The sequence below is a fragment of the Dorea ammoniilytica genome (assembly GCF_025567415.1).
GTDB classification, from domain to species: domain Bacteria; phylum Bacillota; class Clostridia; order Lachnospirales; family Lachnospiraceae; genus Claveliimonas; species Claveliimonas ammoniilytica.
Window position 1 is genome coordinate 25664 of the sequence record NZ_JAOQJV010000013.1, and the last position, 18296, is coordinate 43959.

At 45.9% G+C, this 18296-nt stretch carries 21 protein-coding genes; 17 read left to right on the forward strand and 4 right to left on the reverse strand.

Annotated elements, in window-relative coordinates:
* The first annotated feature begins 21 nt into the window (after positions 1-21).
* From OCV65_RS09795 to OCV65_RS09830, 8 genes are all read left to right on the forward strand, one after another.
* A complete protein-coding gene (locus OCV65_RS09795; protein ID WP_262581873.1) occupies positions 22-900 on the forward strand; it encodes a glycosyltransferase family 2 protein in 879 nt (292 codons plus the stop codon).
* On the forward strand, positions 897-1772 hold the full coding sequence (locus tag OCV65_RS09800; RefSeq protein WP_262581874.1) for a glycosyltransferase family 2 protein: 876 nt from the start codon (positions 897-899) through the stop codon (positions 1770-1772). The genes OCV65_RS09795 and OCV65_RS09800 overlap by 4 nt, the downstream gene beginning before the upstream one ends.
* Positions 1769-2644, forward strand: a complete 876-nt coding sequence (locus tag OCV65_RS09805; protein WP_262581875.1) for an ATP-grasp fold amidoligase family protein — start codon at positions 1769-1771, stop codon at positions 2642-2644. Before OCV65_RS09800 ends, OCV65_RS09805 begins: the two co-directional genes overlap by 4 nt.
* A gap of 9 nt (positions 2645-2653) precedes the next feature.
* Positions 2654-3730, forward strand: a complete 1077-nt coding sequence (locus OCV65_RS09810) for an NAD/NADP octopine/nopaline dehydrogenase family protein (protein WP_262581876.1) — start codon at positions 2654-2656, stop codon at positions 3728-3730.
* Positions 3731-3735: 5 nt separating this feature from the next.
* The gene (locus OCV65_RS09815; protein WP_262581877.1) at positions 3736-4758 is read left to right on the forward strand and encodes a sugar-transfer associated ATP-grasp domain-containing protein; all 1023 of its coding nucleotides are present in this window, start codon (positions 3736-3738) and stop codon (positions 4756-4758) included.
* Positions 4727-5791: a sugar-transfer associated ATP-grasp domain-containing protein gene (locus tag OCV65_RS09820; RefSeq protein WP_118383041.1), complete on the forward strand. Its 1065-nt coding sequence runs from the start codon at positions 4727-4729 to the stop codon at positions 5789-5791. Before OCV65_RS09815 ends, OCV65_RS09820 begins: the two co-directional genes overlap by 32 nt.
* 166 nt (positions 5792-5957) lie before the next feature.
* Complete coding sequence (gene fic / locus OCV65_RS09825; protein ID WP_262581878.1) at positions 5958-6563, forward strand: protein adenylyltransferase Fic; 606 nt, start codon at positions 5958-5960, stop codon at positions 6561-6563.
* A 2-nt stretch (positions 6564-6565) separates the two neighbouring features.
* Positions 6566-6712 carry a hypothetical protein gene (locus OCV65_RS09830; protein ID WP_158567092.1) on the forward strand — a complete coding sequence of 49 codons (147 nt, stop codon included), beginning with the start codon at positions 6566-6568 and terminating at the stop codon, positions 6710-6712.
* Here the strand turns inward: OCV65_RS09830 and OCV65_RS09835 are convergent.
* The 3 genes from OCV65_RS09835 to OCV65_RS09845 are packed head-to-tail and all read right to left on the reverse strand — an operon-like array spanning position 6709 to position 8704.
* Positions 6709-7452, reverse strand: a complete 744-nt coding sequence (locus OCV65_RS09835; RefSeq protein ID WP_262581879.1) for a DnaJ domain-containing protein — start codon at positions 7450-7452, stop codon at positions 6709-6711. The genes OCV65_RS09830 and OCV65_RS09835 overlap by 4 nt on opposite strands.
* Positions 7449-8297, reverse strand: coding sequence for a DUF5685 family protein (locus OCV65_RS09840; protein ID WP_118452501.1), 849 nt, complete (start codon positions 8295-8297; stop codon positions 7449-7451). Before OCV65_RS09840 ends, OCV65_RS09835 begins: the two co-directional genes overlap by 4 nt.
* 11 nt (positions 8298-8308) lie before the next feature.
* On the reverse strand, positions 8309-8704 hold the full coding sequence (locus tag OCV65_RS09845; protein ID WP_118452502.1) for a zinc ribbon domain-containing protein: 396 nt from the start codon (positions 8702-8704) through the stop codon (positions 8309-8311).
* A gap of 175 nt (positions 8705-8879) precedes the next feature.
* Between OCV65_RS09845 and OCV65_RS09850 the strand changes: the two genes are divergently transcribed.
* The 9 genes from OCV65_RS09850 to galE all read left to right on the forward strand — a co-directional run bounded on the left by OCV65_RS09850 (position 8880) and on the right by galE (position 15930).
* On the forward strand, positions 8880-10160 hold the full coding sequence (locus OCV65_RS09850; RefSeq protein WP_262581880.1) for an L-cysteine desulfidase family protein: 1281 nt from the start codon (positions 8880-8882) through the stop codon (positions 10158-10160).
* Between the two features lie 37 nt (positions 10161-10197).
* Positions 10198-10989 (forward strand): class B sortase, encoded by a 792-nt coding sequence (srtB, locus tag OCV65_RS09855; RefSeq protein ID WP_262581881.1) that lies wholly within the window; start codon positions 10198-10200, stop codon positions 10987-10989.
* Positions 10990-11018: 29 nt separating this feature from the next.
* The gene (locus tag OCV65_RS09860; RefSeq protein WP_262581882.1) at positions 11019-11207 is read left to right on the forward strand and encodes a DUF951 domain-containing protein; all 189 of its coding nucleotides are present in this window, start codon (positions 11019-11021) and stop codon (positions 11205-11207) included.
* A 153-nt stretch (positions 11208-11360) separates the two neighbouring features.
* On the forward strand, positions 11361-11648 hold the full coding sequence (gene rpsF / locus OCV65_RS09865; protein ID WP_118383034.1) for a 30S ribosomal protein S6: 288 nt from the start codon (positions 11361-11363) through the stop codon (positions 11646-11648).
* An 18-nt stretch (positions 11649-11666) separates the two neighbouring features.
* Positions 11667-12116 carry a single-stranded DNA-binding protein gene (locus OCV65_RS09870; protein ID WP_262581883.1) on the forward strand — a complete coding sequence of 150 codons (450 nt, stop codon included), beginning with the start codon at positions 11667-11669 and terminating at the stop codon, positions 12114-12116.
* Positions 12117-12160: 44 nt separating this feature from the next.
* Positions 12161-12427: a 30S ribosomal protein S18 gene (rpsR, locus tag OCV65_RS09875; RefSeq protein ID WP_118383032.1), complete on the forward strand. Its 267-nt coding sequence runs from the start codon at positions 12161-12163 to the stop codon at positions 12425-12427.
* A 326-nt stretch (positions 12428-12753) separates the two neighbouring features.
* Positions 12754-13932: an aspartate aminotransferase family protein gene (locus OCV65_RS09880; RefSeq protein WP_262581884.1), complete on the forward strand. Its 1179-nt coding sequence runs from the start codon at positions 12754-12756 to the stop codon at positions 13930-13932.
* A gap of 41 nt (positions 13933-13973) precedes the next feature.
* Positions 13974-14894 (forward strand): sugar phosphate nucleotidyltransferase, encoded by a 921-nt coding sequence (locus OCV65_RS09885; protein ID WP_262581885.1) that lies wholly within the window; start codon positions 13974-13976, stop codon positions 14892-14894.
* Positions 14895-14913: 19 nt separating this feature from the next.
* On the forward strand, positions 14914-15930 hold the full coding sequence (gene galE, locus OCV65_RS09890; protein WP_262581886.1) for a UDP-glucose 4-epimerase GalE: 1017 nt from the start codon (positions 14914-14916) through the stop codon (positions 15928-15930).
* 97 nt (positions 15931-16027) lie between these two features.
* Here galE and OCV65_RS09895 read toward each other — a convergent pair whose 3' ends face one another.
* Positions 16028-18091 (reverse strand): PRD domain-containing protein, encoded by a 2064-nt coding sequence (locus OCV65_RS09895; protein ID WP_262581887.1) that lies wholly within the window; start codon positions 18089-18091, stop codon positions 16028-16030.
* Between the last annotated feature and the right edge of the window lie 205 nt (positions 18092-18296).

Here is an 18296-nt window from a genome sequence, read left to right on the forward strand (position 1 = left end):
AGATACAGAAGGATATATCTAATGGAAGCGAAGAAGATTTCGGTAATTATTCCCACATATAATAGAAAAGAAAAGCTGCCGGCCTGCGTGGACAGTGTGCTTGCGCAGACCTATCAGAATATCGAAGTGCTGGTAGTGGATGATGCTTCGACGGATGGGACAGAAGAATTATTCCGTGAGATCAGCGATCCTAGAGTGAAGTATCTGAGATATGAAGAGAATCATGGCGCGTGTTATGCGAGAAATTATGGCGCGGTACGCTCGGATGGTGAACTGATCGCATTTCAGGACAGTGACGACACCTGGCATCCGGACAAGCTGGAGAAGCAGGTGCGCTTTCTGGAAGAGACACAGGTGGATATGTGTTTCTGCGGAATGAACCGGATAGCGACAAATGGCAATCAGTTTCATTTTCCGGTGCATGATTTTCATAAGGAACATGCGGTGGAAGAATTCCTCGCGGAGAACAGAGCCAGTACGCAGACCATGCTGATGAAGCGGGAGGTTTGGGAGACACTGCGCTTTGATGAGAATATCAAGCGGTATCAGGATTGGGATTTTGGTATCCGTGCTGCGAATACATTTGATCTGGGGTATATGCCGGAGGCATTGGTAGAATCGGAAGTGGGTGCAGACAGTATTTCGGCGCGAGTTGCGTCTTATCAGCATCTGCTGCATTTATATAAGAAACATCAGGATCTGTATGAACAGTATCCGAAGAGTATGGCAGTGATGAACCGGAGAATGGGTAAGCGTGTACATCCGACAGATCCGGCGCTTGCTGCAAAGCATTTTAAAAAGAGCCTGAAATTAAGTAAGAATCCATATGATCTGAAATATTGGATCATGGACAGCATAAGAAGCAGTGTGAACGGAAGAGAAAGGAAGGTTTCGGAATGATAGCATTTGTAATCCTGCACTATCGTGCAGCGGATATGACCAGAAAATGCGTGGAACGAATCAAGGCACTGGAAGGCGACAAGAAGATCGTGATCGTGGACAATGCATCGCCGAATGGAACAGGACAGGAACTGTTGGACGAATATGCAGAAGATTCAGAGATTAAAGTCATTCTGAATCCGGAAAATTCCGGCTTTGCAAAAGGTAATAATATGGGAGTGCGCTGGGTACAGGAGAATGTGCCGGCGGATTTCGTGGTGGTACTTAACAATGACGTGGAGATCTTGCAGAAAGATTTCTGCCCGAAGGTGGAAGCAATCTATCGCAGACATTCGTTTGATGTGCTGGGACCGGATATTATCTCAGTGTTTTCCGGTATTCACCAGAATCCGAAGAGCCTTCACGGATATTCACTGGAATCCGTAAGAAAGAAACGGGAAAAGGTAGCGCGTACAAAGAACCCGATCCTGCTGTTACTCAGCAGCGGAGAAAAGAACAGCCCGGCAATCTGGAAGAGAGTACAGCGCAGAAGAAGAGCAAAACAGTGTATCGACAGCAGTATCCCTACGGAGGGAAGTGTACTGCATGGTTCCTGCGTGATTTTTTCCAAACGCTATCTGAAAAAGCATCCGGAGCCATTTTATCCGAAGACCTATATGTATTTTGAGATGGAGATTCTGGACTGGCTGTGCAGAAAAGATAAAAGTGTGGTGCGTTATGATCCTTCAATTGAAGTGCTGCATTACCAGTATGTGTCCTCCAAGCAGGAATACCGTTCGATCGTAAAACGGTCAAAGTTCGTGATCGACTGTCTGCTTGATTCTCTGACAGCAGCAGAAGAACTGATCCTGGAAAGTGAGGCAGAGGCATGAAAAAGAAGAAGATAAGCAAAGCGTCCAAGGCTTTTTACATAACGCTTTCCTATCTGTCTCCGAGATTGAATACGAAGTTATTATTTTTGAAAAAATTTGGACGTTTCCCGGATCTGAAGGATCCAAAGACATTAAATGAAAAGATCCTGAAGCTAAAGCTTGAGACTTATGGCAGGGATCCACTGGTGAGACAGTGCGCAGACAAATACTGCGTCCGGGAATACATTGATAACTGTGGACTGGAGCATTGCCTGAACAAGCTGATCGCAGTTTATGACACACCGGAAGAGATCGAATGGGACAAACTTCCGGAGCAGTTTGCCATGAAATGGAACTTTGGATGTGGATATAACATCATCTGTCAGTCTAAGAAGGAATTGGATATTCCGGCGACGGTAGAGAAGCTCCGCAAATGGGGCAAGGAACCATTCTGGGCGTATTTTTCAGAGCTTCAGTACCGGAAGATTGAGAAAAAGATCATTGTAGAAGAATATATCGGCGGATCAGACGGATCACTTCCGGAGGATTACAAATTCTACTGCTTTCATGGAAAAGCGTACTGTGTGATGGTATGCGCAGGCAGAGAAGAAGGCTGGCCGAAGTTCTATTTCTTTGACCGGGATTTTAAGTTGATGCGTATTAACAGAGATTCGAAAAATGCACCGGAAGGCTTTGCGCTTCCCAGACCTGCGGGACTGGAAGAAGCCTTTCAGACAGCGGACCGGCTGAGTGAAGGATTTCCATTTGTCAGAGTGGATCTGTACCTGACAGAGAAAGGAGTCCGATTCGGGGAAATGACATTCACGCCGGCTGCAGCATTGGATAATAAACGACTTCCGGAGACAGATCTTCTCTTTGGAAGCATGATGTAGGAGAGGGATATGAGAGTAGCAATTGTAGGAGCGGGCAATACCGGATGTGCGATTGGAGCAGACTATGCCGGTAAAGGTCATGAGGTGACGCTGATCAAGACATCGCATGCCATGCATGATGATAACTTTCGGTATCTGTCTGAGAATCAGGGCAGGATGGTGCTGGATGAATTTGGGGAAGAAAAAGTAAGTCACATTGCCCATGTGACGAGAGAGATAGAAACAGTAAAAGGACAGGATGTGGTCTTTGTCTGCGTGCAGACAGGCTATCATCAGGATGTATTGGCAAAGATACTCCCGCATCTGGAAGCGGGGCAGATTGTGGTAGTGAACCCTGGATATCTGTCAACGGCCTATGCCATTGGAATTGGCATTCCGGAAGGCGTGATCATCGCAGAGGCAGAGAGCAGCTTCATCGATGGACGGATCATGGAACCGGGAAGATTTAAGGTGGGATTTCGCAATGTAAGGAATCCGATCGGTATCTATCCGATGCACCAGAAAGATTATGCTGTTTCCAAATTAGATCAGCTCGGCACGCCGTTTGCCTATGCAGACAGCGTGATCGAGACGGCGCTTCACAATCCGAACATGATTGTTCACACAGTTGGGGCAGTCATGAGTATTCCGCGGATTGAAGCGACTGGTGGTGATTATTGTATGTACCATGAAGTATTTACTCCGTCAGCGTGGAAGATACTGGAAGCACTGGATCAGGAGAAAATGAATATCTTAGAACATCTTGGACTGGAGCCGGTTCCATATGTGGAAATGTGCAAATACCGCAACAGTCTGGACGATGAGAGTGATGCGAAGGAAGTATTCTTTGCGTATGCGGCAATGCCGGAGCGTGCAAAGGGACCAACATCCGTGAATTCCAGATATATTACGGAAGACATTCCACAGGGACTGGTGTTGATGGAATCACTGGGACATGTGCTGGATATTCCGGTTCCGGTGTGTACATCATTGATCGAGATCGCATCGGCAGCACTGGGTACGGATTTCCGTGCCGGTGGCCGTACCCTGGAACGTCTGGGAGAAGAGAATGTGCAGCAGATATTGAAGGAACGGAAAGGCGAGTAACGGACATGTCACAGTGGAATGCTGTTAAGAAAACATGGAAGATGGCAGAGAGTCTCCGCAGACAGCGGGGAGGGCTTGCGATGCGGTATTTTCTGGATGCCATAGGCTGTGGCTATCGGCACGGCGCATCGCCTGAGAATTATCTGGTACTGCGCTTCTATGAGCTGAAAGATGCAGAGCGTTATCAGTATCTGACTTCCGGCAGGTCATCCAAGGCAGACCGGGAGCTGAACCGGCGGCTGCCAAAGGAAGATGCCAGGATCATGGCACAGAAGCATCTGTTTTACCGACAGTTTGAAGGACTGGTAAAGCGGGAATATCGATATGTGCCGGATACGGAACCGGCAGATTTTGAGGCATTTCTGAAGGGTCATGAATGCATCATATGCAAGCCGAGCCGGGGAATCATGGGGCATGGGATCCGTAAGATCCATACAAAAGAAATAGAAGATATTCCGTCATTCTATGAGGAATGCAGGAAAAATAATATGCTGGTCGAAGAATGTATCGTGCAGCATGAAGTACTGGAACACGTCCGTCCGGGATGTGTGAATTCCATTCGGATCAACGCAGCCAGAGACCAGAAAGGTCAGATACATCTGATCGGTGCCTGTCTGAAATGTGGCGGTGCAGGAGCAGTGGCGGATAATTTTCACTCCGGCGGTATCGCATATCCGCTGGATCTTGACAGAGGATGCGTATCGGGACCTGGAAGAAATAATACAGAGATCCGGGATTACGACAGACATCCGGGAACCGATTATTATATGCCTGGACTGCAGATTCCACACTGGGAGCAGATCAGGGCATTGGTAAATGAAGCAATGGAAAGAATGCCGGGAATTGGCTACGTGGGATGGGACATTGCAGTGACACCGGATGGTTGTGAACTGATCGAAGGGAACTGTCACTGGCCTGGCGGCAATATTATACAGTTAGATGGGATTGGAAAATATCCACAGATACAAAAGTGTTTAGAGGGAGCAGCAGAGGAAGATGGAAAAGAAGAAAAACATATTATTGGATAATTATCTTGTGAAGAATCTCAGAGCATATCCGGTTCTGAAGAAGAAATTCATGCATTATATAGAAGGGACAAAGGAACTGCCGGAAGGATTTACCAAGCGTAAGTTATTCCATGATTATCTGAAGGTGCGCAGAAACAATCCGGAAAAACGAGTGTCTCAGTCAGAGTATATGATCTTCGGCTTCTATGGCTTAAGTCCGGAAGAACAGAAAAGATATCTGACAGATATCGAGGCGACCAGACTGATGCGTCCATATAATAACGAATCTGAAAAATATCTGAAAGACAAATTAAGCTTTTTGAAGAATTTTACACAGTTTGTCAGCAGGGGATGGCTCTATGTGCCGGAAGCAAGCTATGAAGAGTTCGATGCATTTGTGCACAAGTATCATGTGGTTGCGCTGAAGCCACAGTATTCTAGCTGGGGAATCGGATTTATCCGTCTGACAGAGGCAGAGTTTGACGCGAAAGAAGATAAAGAAGAATTCTATCAGAAGATGATCAAGGGAAGATATCTGGCAGAAGAGTTTGTGGAGTCTCATGAATCACTGGCAGTATTCCATCCATCATCACTGAACACGCTGCGCGTGATCACATTCCGTAACGAGGATCGGTTTGAAGTATTCGGATGTGGATTACGTGTGGGCAATAACGGACTCCATGTGGATAACGCTCACGGAGGCGGAATTTTCTGCGAGATCGATCCGAAGACCGGTATTATCAACACAGATGGAATCGATGAATGTGCCAATACCTATATCGCACATCCAATGACCGGTATGCAATTCCGAGGTGTGCAGATTCCATTCTGGGAGGAAATCTGTGCGCTGTGTAAGGAAGCGTCACAGGCACTTCCGTGTCTGCGTGTGGTAGGCTGGGATGTGGCAATCCTTTCCGATGGAAGACTGGAGCTGATCGAGGGCAATCACAGTCCGGGAATGAATATCGTACAGGCACCGGCAAAGCACGGTGTGCATGATAAATTTGAATCTATGCTTTTGGATTACTATGGTGATCCGGAACAGTATATATAAGATACAAGGGAGGATTCCGTCTGGTGGCGGGATCCTTTTGCTTGCACAGAAATCAACTATGGAAAGTTCTGCTATGAGTTCATAGAGTATATTGTATGAATAATACTGGCTGTGGTAAAATGGTTAAAAATAAAATGTATTAATCTCTATTTGGAAAGGAAAGCATATGGCATTAGAAAATAAGCTTAATATTACAGATTCCACAGAACTTGCGAGAATGGAAGAAAAGATAAGCAAGAAAAAAGCAGTAGAGCTATTTGAAAATGGATATTTGGATAACTATAAAGCAGGAAGTTTTGAGATGCTTGCGGCCATTCATAAATATCTATTTGGAGAAATATACGATTTTGCGGGAGAGGTGAGATGTGTAAATATTTCGAAAGGAAACTTTCGATTTGCTCCTGTTATGTATTTGCAAGCTGCAATTGATAATATTGAGAAGATGCCGCAGTCAACATTTGATGAAATTATTGAAAAATATGTTGAAATGAATATAGCTCATTCGTTTCGTGAAGGGAACGGCCGAAGCACCAGAATATGGCTGGATATAATTATGAAAAGAGAGTTGAACAAAGTTATTGACTGGAGTGTTGTGGATAAAGAAGATTATCTGTTGGCGATGGAAAGAAGTCCGATCAAAGATATCGAGATAAAATATATCTTAAAACAGGCTTTGACAGAAAAGATTAACGATAGAAAAGTTTATATGAAAGGTATAGACCATAGCTATTACTATGAGGGCTATGTGGTGTACAAGGCGGAAGAACTGTAGATATGTCATGTTCCAATTATTACAGAACCGTAAAGCTATTTCTGTTGGAAGATCCAGGCAAGTCCAGAGTATATGATTATACGGAATCTGTTCCGGTACACATATATCAGGAAGACTGCCGGATCTCACTTGATGAGCTGTTTCATTAAAAGTATCGTCCGCCACCGGTTCCCGGACCACCGCAGCAGACGCTTCCGCCGCAACAGAGGTTGCATACCAGATTGGCAATGCAAAGCTTCATGCAGTAATCGCTGCCGCCCATCGAGTAAGGACGATAAGGATTCTGCCTGGTCTGATACCAGCTGCCGCCACTCTGCAGACGCTGTAAGAGTACCTGATACTGCATATTATTCGGGTTCATCTGATAAGCAGTCTTGGCGTGTTCCAGTGCAGCTACATTATTACCAAGTCCGGAATTCGCCATAGCGCTGTAGTAGTACCACTGTGCGCTGCGGTCTTTCATATCATTCAGCACATTCAGTGCTTCTTGATAGTGACCGCTGCCTATAAAGTTGGCAGCAGCACGCAGATGTAAGACATCTTCGTTATCCGTAGCTTCGGGACCGGCCTGCTGTCTGTAGCCACCGCCGAAGTCGCCCCAGAAGCCTCCGAATGGATCGCCACTCTGGCCGCTACCGTAGCTTCCGTATCCGCCGGAAGTACCGTAACCGCCTGCTCCATAGCTGCCGGAAGAGCCGTATTCACGTTCTTTCATAATCTGCTGGTAAGCCTGCTGTACTTCTTTGAATTTGGCTTCTGCCTGGTCTTTGTTAGGGTTATTGATATTCGCATCCGGGTGGTACTTGCGGCTCAGCGTACGATAAGCCTTCTTGATCTCGTCGTCACTGGCATCTCTGGATACCCCCAGAATCTGATATGGATCGGTCATGATTTGTTCTCCTGATTATTAACTGATTGGCGCTTTTCACAGATTGCCTCAAATCGGCACCATACGCCGGAATAGAGAATGTTGCGAAGAATCTCAGCATGAGTGAGGATCGGTAACTTCTCAAACTCACGAGAACATTCAGCAATCATCATCGTAAGGATCTGCTTGCAGTAATCATCAAAATCTTCGCGTTCTCTGAAGCGCATAAAAGGATTATAACACGCATTTGCAATATCGTCATCTATATCCTCATAAGCATCCATCAGATAAATGAATTTGCCCAGGAAAAATCCCATTCGGTGAAGGGAGTCCTTCCATATATCCTGCTTCCAGACGAAGATTTCAGCCATGATCTCACCGAACAGACCGGCCATCTTGTCCAGATCCTGCTCATTCGCTTTTTCACAGGAAGAGATTTGGGCGAGCATATCGCGGATGAGCTTAACTTTTTCCGGGTAAGTCTTTTCAATCTGCTTCACCTTGGAACGAAGAAGCCTGGAATTGATCCAGGCTTTTTTCTTATGTTCGTCTGTCCAGTCGTCCAGACATTTATAATAAGAGAGAACAATATTCATATCTGCGGCGTACTGCGTGATCTCATTGGTGCGTGCGGCATGCTTCTGAAATGGATGTGCCACACAGTTACGGATCGAATCCTCTGCCGGCGGCTCGTATAAGCCGGAAAGCAGGATAATGAGAAATGTCATATCATAGGATAATGTAATCTGACCGCTTCGGCCGTAACGTTCCTTTAAGTCTTTGCAGAGTCCACAGTAATAAGCATGATAAATGTCAAAATCGCGGAATTTCATTTCCGCTTTATTAATTGCAATGTATCCGAACATGGGATGACTCCTTAGCTCTTTTTGATAAATGTGGTGTTACACTTTGGACAGCGGATCTCAATCTTGCCCTTGCCCCTTGGTACACGGATCTTCTGCTTGCAGGATGGACAACGGTAAATATGGTGTGTCTTTCTCTGACCAAACAGGATTTTCTGGGTGTAGAACCAGTGACGGATCTTATATGTCTTGTTCAGAAACACCTGATTCTCGGAAGATCTCTTATATACATTGCGGGAGAACATCCGGTAATATGCCAGAATCAGAAGAATCCACACCAGTAGATTAATAATCCGGCTGGTAAAAATGTAGTTGATAACAACTAAAAAAAGTGCCAGTCCGATGGTAAAACGTCCCATGGTATCCATACCATATCGACCAGCCATGAAGCGTGCAAACTTTTCACGCATGATTTCACGTCCTTTCGTAGAGACTCTTTTAAGAGTCTGCCCTCATATAAATTTTCTATTTTAAAATGATACGCCGAATCTGCGGAAAGTCAATAAACTTCCTCTTAAAAATCTATAAAAAATGAAGCAGATGTGTTATTCTAAAAGAACACTGAGAGCGTAAGGAGGGGTATGTATGGAAGAACTGACCAGACTGATCCGTGAGGACATGAAACCGGCATTGGGAGTAACGGAACCGGGTGCGATCGCATTTGCGACAGCACGGGCGAAAGCAGAGATCGTGGGAGAAGTGCTGCGTGTGGATGTGGCATTGAATTCCGGCATGTATAAGAATGCATATACCTGTGGTATACCAGGCTCAGATGCGTATGGGAATCTCCAGGCGGCAGCCTTGGGTGTAGTAGCGGCAGACCCGACGAAAGGGCTGGAGTCATTGGATGGTATTACAGATGCAGATAATGAAGCTGCGGCGAAGATGGTTCGGGATGGCAGGGTGCATGTTGCACTGGATCATATGGGATCAGAGATTACCATTGATGCGACGGTGTGCACAGAGACCGATACCTGCAGTGTCCATATCAGGGGAACACACACGCATATCCAGTGGATAGAGAAGAATGGCGAGATCGTATTTGGAGAAAAGACAGAGCAGCAGGAAGAATCAGAGGAAGCAGAGACACCGGTCATTCACCGTTATACTTTGCAACAGATTCTGGAATACGTGAAACAGGTGCCGACGAAGGAGATCAGCTTCATCAGAGAAGCATTTTCCATGAATATCGAGCTTCTGGAAGAAGGGATCCATTCTAAGAAAACGACGATCGGTCCGATGCTTCTTCGTGCCAATGATGGTAAGATCATATCCGAAGATGCCCGCAAGACAGCACAGCTGATGTGTAATGGTGCGATCGAGGCGCGGGTACTGGGGTTATCCAGCCCTGCTATGAGTATTACCGGAAGCGGAGCACATGGTATTATCGCAACCATGCCATTATTTGCCTATTATGAGGTGAATTATGAAGTGATCGATGATGATGTTCTTCTTCGGGCAACGGCACTCAGTTACCTTATTACCATGTACATTAAAGAATATTCCGGAAGACTGTCTGCCTTTTGTGGATGTGGCATCGCAGCGGGCACCGGGATGGCATGTGGACTGGGATATTTGCGTGGTGCATCGGAAGCACAGCAGACGATGATCATCCAGAATATGGCATCGGGACTCACCGGTATGATCTGTGACGGCGGTAATCAGGGATGCGCGATGAAAGGCATGGTGGCTGTGGACGCGGCATTTCGTTCAGTGGATATGGCAATGCAGAATGTCTGTATTGATGCGATTCATGGCATTAACGGGCGGACGCCGGAAGATACCATGCGTAATATGGGCAGGATCGCGTCACCTGGAATGGTAAAGACAGAAGAAGTAATCGTAGATATCATGAAGAATAAGTGAGATTCTGAAAAATAGCAGAAATAAAGGGAGAACTGACATGGGGGAGAGAAAGAACTATCACCGCGGACGCAGGAAAAAGAAAAAGGGCGGCATCATAAGTACACTGATATTGATCATTGCGATTGCTGTGTTCTGCGTGTCAGGTTATCAGCTATATAAGCTATTCGGTGGATATCATCAGGGTAAATCCGAATACGACAAGGTTCGGGAAGTGGCGGTACATGGCGATGACAAGGATGAAGATGAATTCGTGGTAGATTTTGATGAATTGAAGAAGATCAATGCAGATACAGTGGGATGGATCCGCTTCTATCCGGAGCCGTCGCAGATCAGTTATCCGCTGGTGCAGACAACGGACAACGATCTGTATCTGAATCGGACATTTTCAGCGAATGAGAATACAGTAGGCGCGATCTTTGTAAATTGTGACAACGCAGCGGATTTCAGTGACCGTAATACGATCATTTACGGACACCGTATGAAGGATCATTCCATGTTCCATGATCTGGAGAAATACGAGGATGAATCTTTCTGGAAAGAGAATCCGTATTTTTATATTTATACACCGGATGGGCGTAAGCTGTCCTGCCATATCTATTCGGCAGGGATTGTGAAGGATACATCCAGTACGTACCTGACGCAGTTTGCATCTGATGAAGAATATCAGGCATTTCTGGATGATACGAAGCGCGCCGGAGCGTATCATACAGGTGTGGAGGTTACGACCGATCAGCGCGTGGTCACATTGTCTACCTGTACGGCGGCAAGCGATGATAACCGTATGGTGGTAAGAGGTGTGATCGAATCTGAAGATGTGGTAAAAAAGTAATGAAGAAAAGATGGAAATGAGGAATATTCATGGGATATACATATGAAGTCGGAGATATTGTAAAACTGAAAAAGAAGCATCCGTGTGGCAGTTTCGAGTGGGAGATTCTGCGTGTGGGCGCAGATTTTCGTCTGAAATGCACCGGATGCGGACATCAGATTATGACACCGCGTAAGATGGTGGAAAAGAATACGAAGGGACTTCGCAAACCAGAGTAAAAAAGGTAAGGTAAAAAAGAAGAAAGTGCTTGCATTATAGCTGGTTATATGGTATCATTCTAACTCGTGATATATTGTTTTGCCCAATTACAGGGCTATCCTTGCTCCTGGGAAGAAACAGGGGCCAAAAGACCAGAAGGAGGTGCACACTACATGAATAAGTATGAATTAACTGTTGTAGTCAATGCAAAAATCGAAGATGACGAAAGAGCACAGGTAATCGAAAAGGTAAAAGATTTAGTTACTCGTTTCGGTGGTAATGTGACAGACGTTGATGAATGGGGTAAGAGAAGACTCGCTTACGAAATTCAGAAGATGAAAGAAGCATATTATTACTTCATCCACTTCGAATCTGACGCTACAGTTCCAGGCGAAGTTGAAGAAAGAATTCGCATCATGGACAACGTACTCAGATATTTATGCGTAAAAGACGAGGCATAGAAGAAGAGAGGTAAAAGAATGAATAAAGTAATTTTGATGGGACGCCTGACCAGAGATCCAGAGGTACGCTACTCAGCAGGTGAGAATTCAACGGCAGTTGCAAGATACACACTTGCAGTTGACAGAAGATTCAGAAGAAATAATGACGGTGAACAGACAGCAGACTTCATCGGATGCGTAGCATTCGGCAGAAGCGCAGAGTTCGCAGAGAAGTATTTCCGCCAGGGTCTTAAGGTGATCGTTACAGGTCGTATTCAGACCGGAAGTTATACGAACAAAGATGGTCAGAGAGTTTACACAACAGACGTTGTAGTAGAAGATCAGGAATTCGCGGAGAGCAAAGCAGCAAGCGAGTCTCACATGAACAGCGGTTTCCAGGCGGCTCCAGCACCGGCACCTAGCGCACCGGCTGGTGACGGCTTCATGAACATTCCAGACGGAATTGATGAAGAATTACCGTTTAACTAGGCTGAATATATTTTCGGCAAATTATTTTTCAGGAGGTAATAATCATGGCTTACGATAAAAGCAATCGTCCAGAAGGCGGCTTCAAGAGAAGAGGCGGCGGACGCAGAAGAAAAAAAGTATGTGTATTCTGTGGTAAAGAGAATAACGAAATCGATTACAAGGATGTAGCAAAACTGAGAAAGTACATCTCTGAGAGAGGTAAAATTCTTCCTAGAAGAATCACAGGAAACTGTGCAAAGCATCAGAGAGCACTTACAGTTGCAGTTAAGAGAGCAAGACACATTGCACTGATGCCATACGTTCAGGACTAATTGAGATGATGAGAGGAAACCGGAGACGGTTTCCTTTTTTTGTTAAGGCGTCAGAACCTATTTCCTGCATTCGTAAAATCTGTCATCTGCGATGCCAGGCGCAGCAAAGCTGCTGATTATTTTACTCATGAAGGAAGGGCAGCTCTAGTCAGAGCTGTTATGGAATAAAACATACATTTGTTTATGTGCAAGCACAACACAATGTAGTTTTATTCCATAAGTTCTGACTGGCAGTCCGATTGTGCAAAGTTTTAGACAAATGTGTCATTGCGGGGGATATGTGGTCGTGCTATACTTGGAATAGCAGGGTTGAAAGGAGATATGACATGAACTCTATTGACATTCAGAACAAAGACGGTAAATATATTGCAAATACATACAAGCGTTTTCCGGTCACTCTGACAGAGGGATGCGGAGCGATCGCGAAAGACCCGGAAGGAAAGGAGTACATTGATTTCACAAGTGGAATCGGTGTGAACTGCCTGGGCTACGCAGATAAGGGGTGGGCAGATGCAGTGTCTGAACAGGCACACAAGCTGCAGCACACATCGAATCTGTACAGTACACAGCCGGATGTAGAGGTGGCTGAGAAGCTGTGCGAGTACACAGGATTTTCCAAAGTATTCTTTGGCAACTCCGGCGCAGAGGCGAATGAAGGTGCTGTAAAGGTGGCTAGAAAGTACGGTATGGAGAAGCATGGAAGCCAGTGTAATACGATCATTTCACTGAATAATTCTTTCCACGGACGTACGATCACTACACTTTCAGCGACAGGACAGGATGTGTTTCATCAGTTCTTCTTCCCATTTACAGAGGGATTCCGTTTTGTAGATGCAGGAGATATCGAAGGATTGAAGAAAGCTGTTGATGATACGGTCTGTGGTATTATGATCGAGCTGATCCAGGGAGAAGGCGGAGTAGTTCCGGTAGATTCTGAGTTTGTGAAAGAGATCGCACACATCTGTGAAGAGAAGGATCTGGTATTTGTAGTAGACGAGATCCAGACAGGCGTGAGCCGTACAGGTACATTTTTCTGCTATGAGCAGTTTGGAGTACATCCAGATGTAGTAACTATGGCAAAAGGTATCGGTGGCGGACTTCCGATGGGCGCAGTACTGATGAATGAGAAGACATCCGGAGTGCTGGGATTTGGTCAGCATGGTTCTACATTTGGCGGTAATCCGGTAGCATGTGCAGGTGCCAAATATGTGCTGGATCATGTTATGGATGAGACATTTTTAAAAGCAGTTAATGAAAAGTCTGCATACATGATTGAGAAGCTGAATGCGATGCCTCAGATCAAGTCAGTGACAGGTCTGGGTCTGATGCTTGGCGCAGAACTTCCGGAGGATATGACGGCCGGAGAAGTAGCAGCGAAATGTGCAGAGAAGGGACTGTTGGTACTGACAGCGAAGACAAAGCTCAGATTCCTTCCGCCGCTTACCATCGGCAAAGAGGAAATTGACCGCGGTATGGTGATCCTTGCAGAAGTGCTGCGCGGTTAAATGGATAGATATAAGAATAAAAGGATATGGAGGAAGCAACTATGGACAAACCAGTATTGGTAATTATGGCAGCGGGTATGGGAAGCCGTTACGGTGGCCTGAAACAGATCGACCCGGTGGATGCAGAAGGACACATTATTGTGGATTTCTCACTGTATGATGCAAAAAGAGCGGGATTCGAGAAAGCAATTTTTATTATTAAAGAGGAAAATGAGCAGGCATTTCGTGAAGCAATCGGAGACCGTGTGTCGGAATACATGGAAGTATCTTATGCTTATCAGAAGCTTGATAATCTTCCGGACGGATACAGCGTGCCGGAGGGCAGAGTGAAGCCATGGGGAACGGCACATGCAGTACTTAGCTGCATCGATCAGGTGAATGGACCATTTGCAGTCATCAATGCGGATGATTATTACGGGGTAGAGGCATTCCAGCTGATCTATGATTACCTGACAACACATCAGGATGATGATAAATTCCGCTATACCATGGTAGGCTATATTCTTGGTAATACCGTTACCGACAATGGTCATGTATCTCGTGGTGTATGTACGACTAACGATCAGCATGAACTGGTAGAGGTTACTGAGCGTACCAAGATCGAGAAGAGAAATGGCGGTATCGCATTTACGGAGGATGACGGCGAGACCTGGACAGAGCTTCCGGCAGATACGATCGTATCTATGAATATGTGGGGATTCACCCGCAGCATTCTGGATGAGATCAAGGCAGGATTCCCGGCTTTCCTTGACAAGGGCATCAAAGAGAATTCAATGAAGTGCGAGTATTTCCTTCCGGCGGTAGTCAGCAGACTGTTAGAGGAAGACCGTGCAACCGTATCGGTACTTAAGTCTCATGATAAATGGTATGGAATTACCTACAAAGAGGATAAGCCGGTTGTAGTAGAAGCAATGCAGAAGATGAAAGATAACGGAGTATATCCGCAGCATTTGTGGAAGTAAGATAAGGAGGATCAAACCTATGAGTATATTAATTACAGGAGGCGCAGGTTACATCGGAAGCCATACGGCTCTGGAACTGTTAAATGACGGCTATTCCGTAGTGGTATATGATAATCTGTGCAACTCTTCCAGAGAGTCACTGAAGAGAGTGGAAGAACTGACAGGCAAGAAGATTACATTTTATGAAGGGGATATCCTGGATGAAGAAGCATTGAAAGCGATGTTTGCAGCAGAGGAAATTGAGGCAGTTATCCACTGTGCGGCATTGAAGGCGGTTGGAGAATCGGTAAAGAAGCCGCTGGAATATTACCAGAATAATATTACAGGAACATTGACACTTTTGAAGGTTATGGACGAAGTAGGAGTCAAGAATATCGTATTCAGTTCGTCTGCTACCGTATATGGTGATCCGGAAGTGATTCCGATCACAGAGTCTTGCCAGAAGGGACAGTGTACCAATCCGTATGGCTGGACCAAGTCTATGATGGAACAGATTATGACAGACCTGCAGAAAGCACATCCGGAATGGAACGTGATCCTGCTTCGCTATTTTAATCCGGTAGGCGCACACGAGAGCGGACGCATCGGTGAGGATCCGAAGGGTATTCCGAACAATCTGATGCCTTATATTTCACAGGTGGCGGTCGGCAAGCGTGAGAAACTTGGTGTGTTTGGCAATGACTATGACACACCGGACGGAACCGGCGTGCGTGATTACATCCATGTAGTGGATCTGGCAATCGGTCATGTAAAGGCAATTCATTATATCTTTACCAAACCGGGACTGGACATCATCAATCTGGGAACAGGAAGAGGATATTCTGTACTTGAGATGGCAAAGGCATTTGGCGAAGCCTGCGGCAAAGAGATTCCATATGAGATCCAGCCGAGAAGAGAAGGCGATATCGCAACATGCTATGCAGATCCTGCCAAGGCATGGAAGGTGCTTGGATGGAAGGCAGAGCGTGGTCTGAAGGAGATGTGTGAGGATGCCTGGAGATGGCAGTCTCAGAATCCGGACGGATACAATGCATAATCTATATTGTTAAGAATTTAAAGACGCTGTGAAAGCTTGATCATAAGACTTTCACAGCGCCTTTTTTGGAGGGATAGAAGATATCAATATCCTTGATTTATTTATTCTGTGCTGACAGCTTCAGCCGGTCAGCAGCCGTTTCTCTATAGAATTTCATCAATGACGTTTCCAGTAACAGGGTGAAACGTTCGTCATCATCTTCCCTTAATGCTTTCAGAAGTTCCGGTTGTTCCATAAGAGCGCCGATGATCTCACTGACGATCGGAGCCGATACCTGATCCGGGTCATTTTCCGGAATAAAGGTTACGATTGCGCCAAGAATAATCCGCGCATTCTCATAAATTGGTGGTTCCAGGTGAACATAGCCAAAACATGGATGCATGATATCCGGACTTTTGCCATGCAGGAGCAGAGCATGGAACGGCTTCATATATGTGTCGGCAATCTGATCTCGTTTTTTCATAATCTCATAAAAATGCGATTCCATTTCCGGAGTATCAGAAAACAGTGATGCGGCATATGCAAGTATCTCCTGACGTTCCTGAAGCACCGGTGCACGCCCGATTCGTATGTGATCCAGCAGATACTCGATCTCTGTGCCTGTGCGGGAGACAAAATGAATATCCTTGCGTGTAAAAGAGGTCTCCGGTACTTTTTTCTCTGCGCGCGGTCTGCGATCATTTTTCTGCGACAGGATCAACTGGAACTTGGAGTCTAACAGCATCCGATCCTGACGGTTCAGCAGTGGGCTGACATAGATATAGCGATAAGTGGTATCTAATCTAACCGTAGAAATAATCAGATCAATACCGTTTTGCGCCAGTTCTTCCGGTTCGATATGGAACGCGGATGTGGTGCCATGGATATCCAGATCAGGATAAGCCTTGTGCAGATTCTCGGCAAGCAGTCTGGAGCTTCCGATACCGGTCGGGCATACGATGATAACCGAGATACGCCTGGCAAGCTTCGCCCGTCTGTCCAGTGCCATGGAGAAATAAATGGATATGAATCCGACTTCGCTTGGCGGAAAAGACGGAAGTCCATAGCTTGTGGAAAGCGCGATACATCCGGCGGTACATGCCTGATATACTTCATCATAGCGGTTCTGTATCTCTTCTAACAGCGGATTCTCAATCGGGATGCCGGCGCGGATACGTCCAATGGCCGGCTGGATGTGCATGCCAAGTTCTCTGGCGAGCTGCGGATCGTTGCCAAAATCAATATCCAGAATGTCGCTGACATTTTGGATAAGGGCAAGGGTGATCTGGTGTACGTCAAAGTCGCGCTTACTGGTCAGATCTCGTTGCTCCGCTGACCAGATCCGGATTCCGGTAAGGAAGATGGCAAGATATCTGGTCTCGCTCTCGATGATCGGCAGCCGAAACGTCTGTCGTAGCTTCTGCATCAGATATTCTGCCACAGCAAATTCCGGTTCCATGGTCAGGTCTTCAAAAGCGGCTTCCTCTGCGGTAATATATTCTCCCTGACGAATTCGGCAGACACTGTAGGACAGATAAATGTTGAGCCGAAGATAGCCGTTGTCAGACAGATTCAGATGCAATGTGCGTGCTCCGTCGCTGACGATTTGCGCCACGCTGTCAGTAATGGATTCGGAAATCTCAGCTTCCGGAATTGCTTTCTGATCTTTTAAATGTGAAGTAACGGCCTGGCGTCTGGCAGTCTCGCTGCCTGTAAGAAAGATGCCAAGCCCCTGCCTGCGTACCAGTCGCAGATGATATTTGTCAAACCATTTTTCAATCTGATTCAGGTCGCTGGTAAGTGTGCCTTCGGAGATGCCGAACTGATCCATAAAAGTCAGAGACTTGACCGGTTCTCTGGCAAATAACAGGGCGTGCAGTAATTGTCGCTGACGGTTGTGTCTGTCGTCAGCGGATGGAATATCAGTGCCCGTGGCATCCAGCAGAGTAAGAAGCTCTCTCCTTCGGTCGTCTGGTTCGTCTAAAAACAGGCCTACACTGCGCTTACGGACAAAACGGAAACCCTTAGCGGTGAGCCATTTTTCCACAGTGGGGAGTTCCCTCTGGATGGAACGGCTGCTGATATGAAGTTCATCGGAGATGATCGCGGTTGTGATCGGCTTGTCCTGTGGAAAGCGGATCAGTACCCGGATGATATCCCCGGAACGCTTGGTGAGCAGCATAACGAAAGTCCTCCTCATTTCATTCCTTAGTTTTGTTCTTTCATTCGTTACATATAGTATAACCTATAACCGACATAATGACAAAGCAAAAAAGGCAGTTTGTCACAAAGTGTTTGCGCCAAAGTTGCAATATCATTTGTTTGAAAATAACGCAGAGGTATTTTAATATAAAAGCATAGAAACAAGATGTTATCTGTTTATGGAA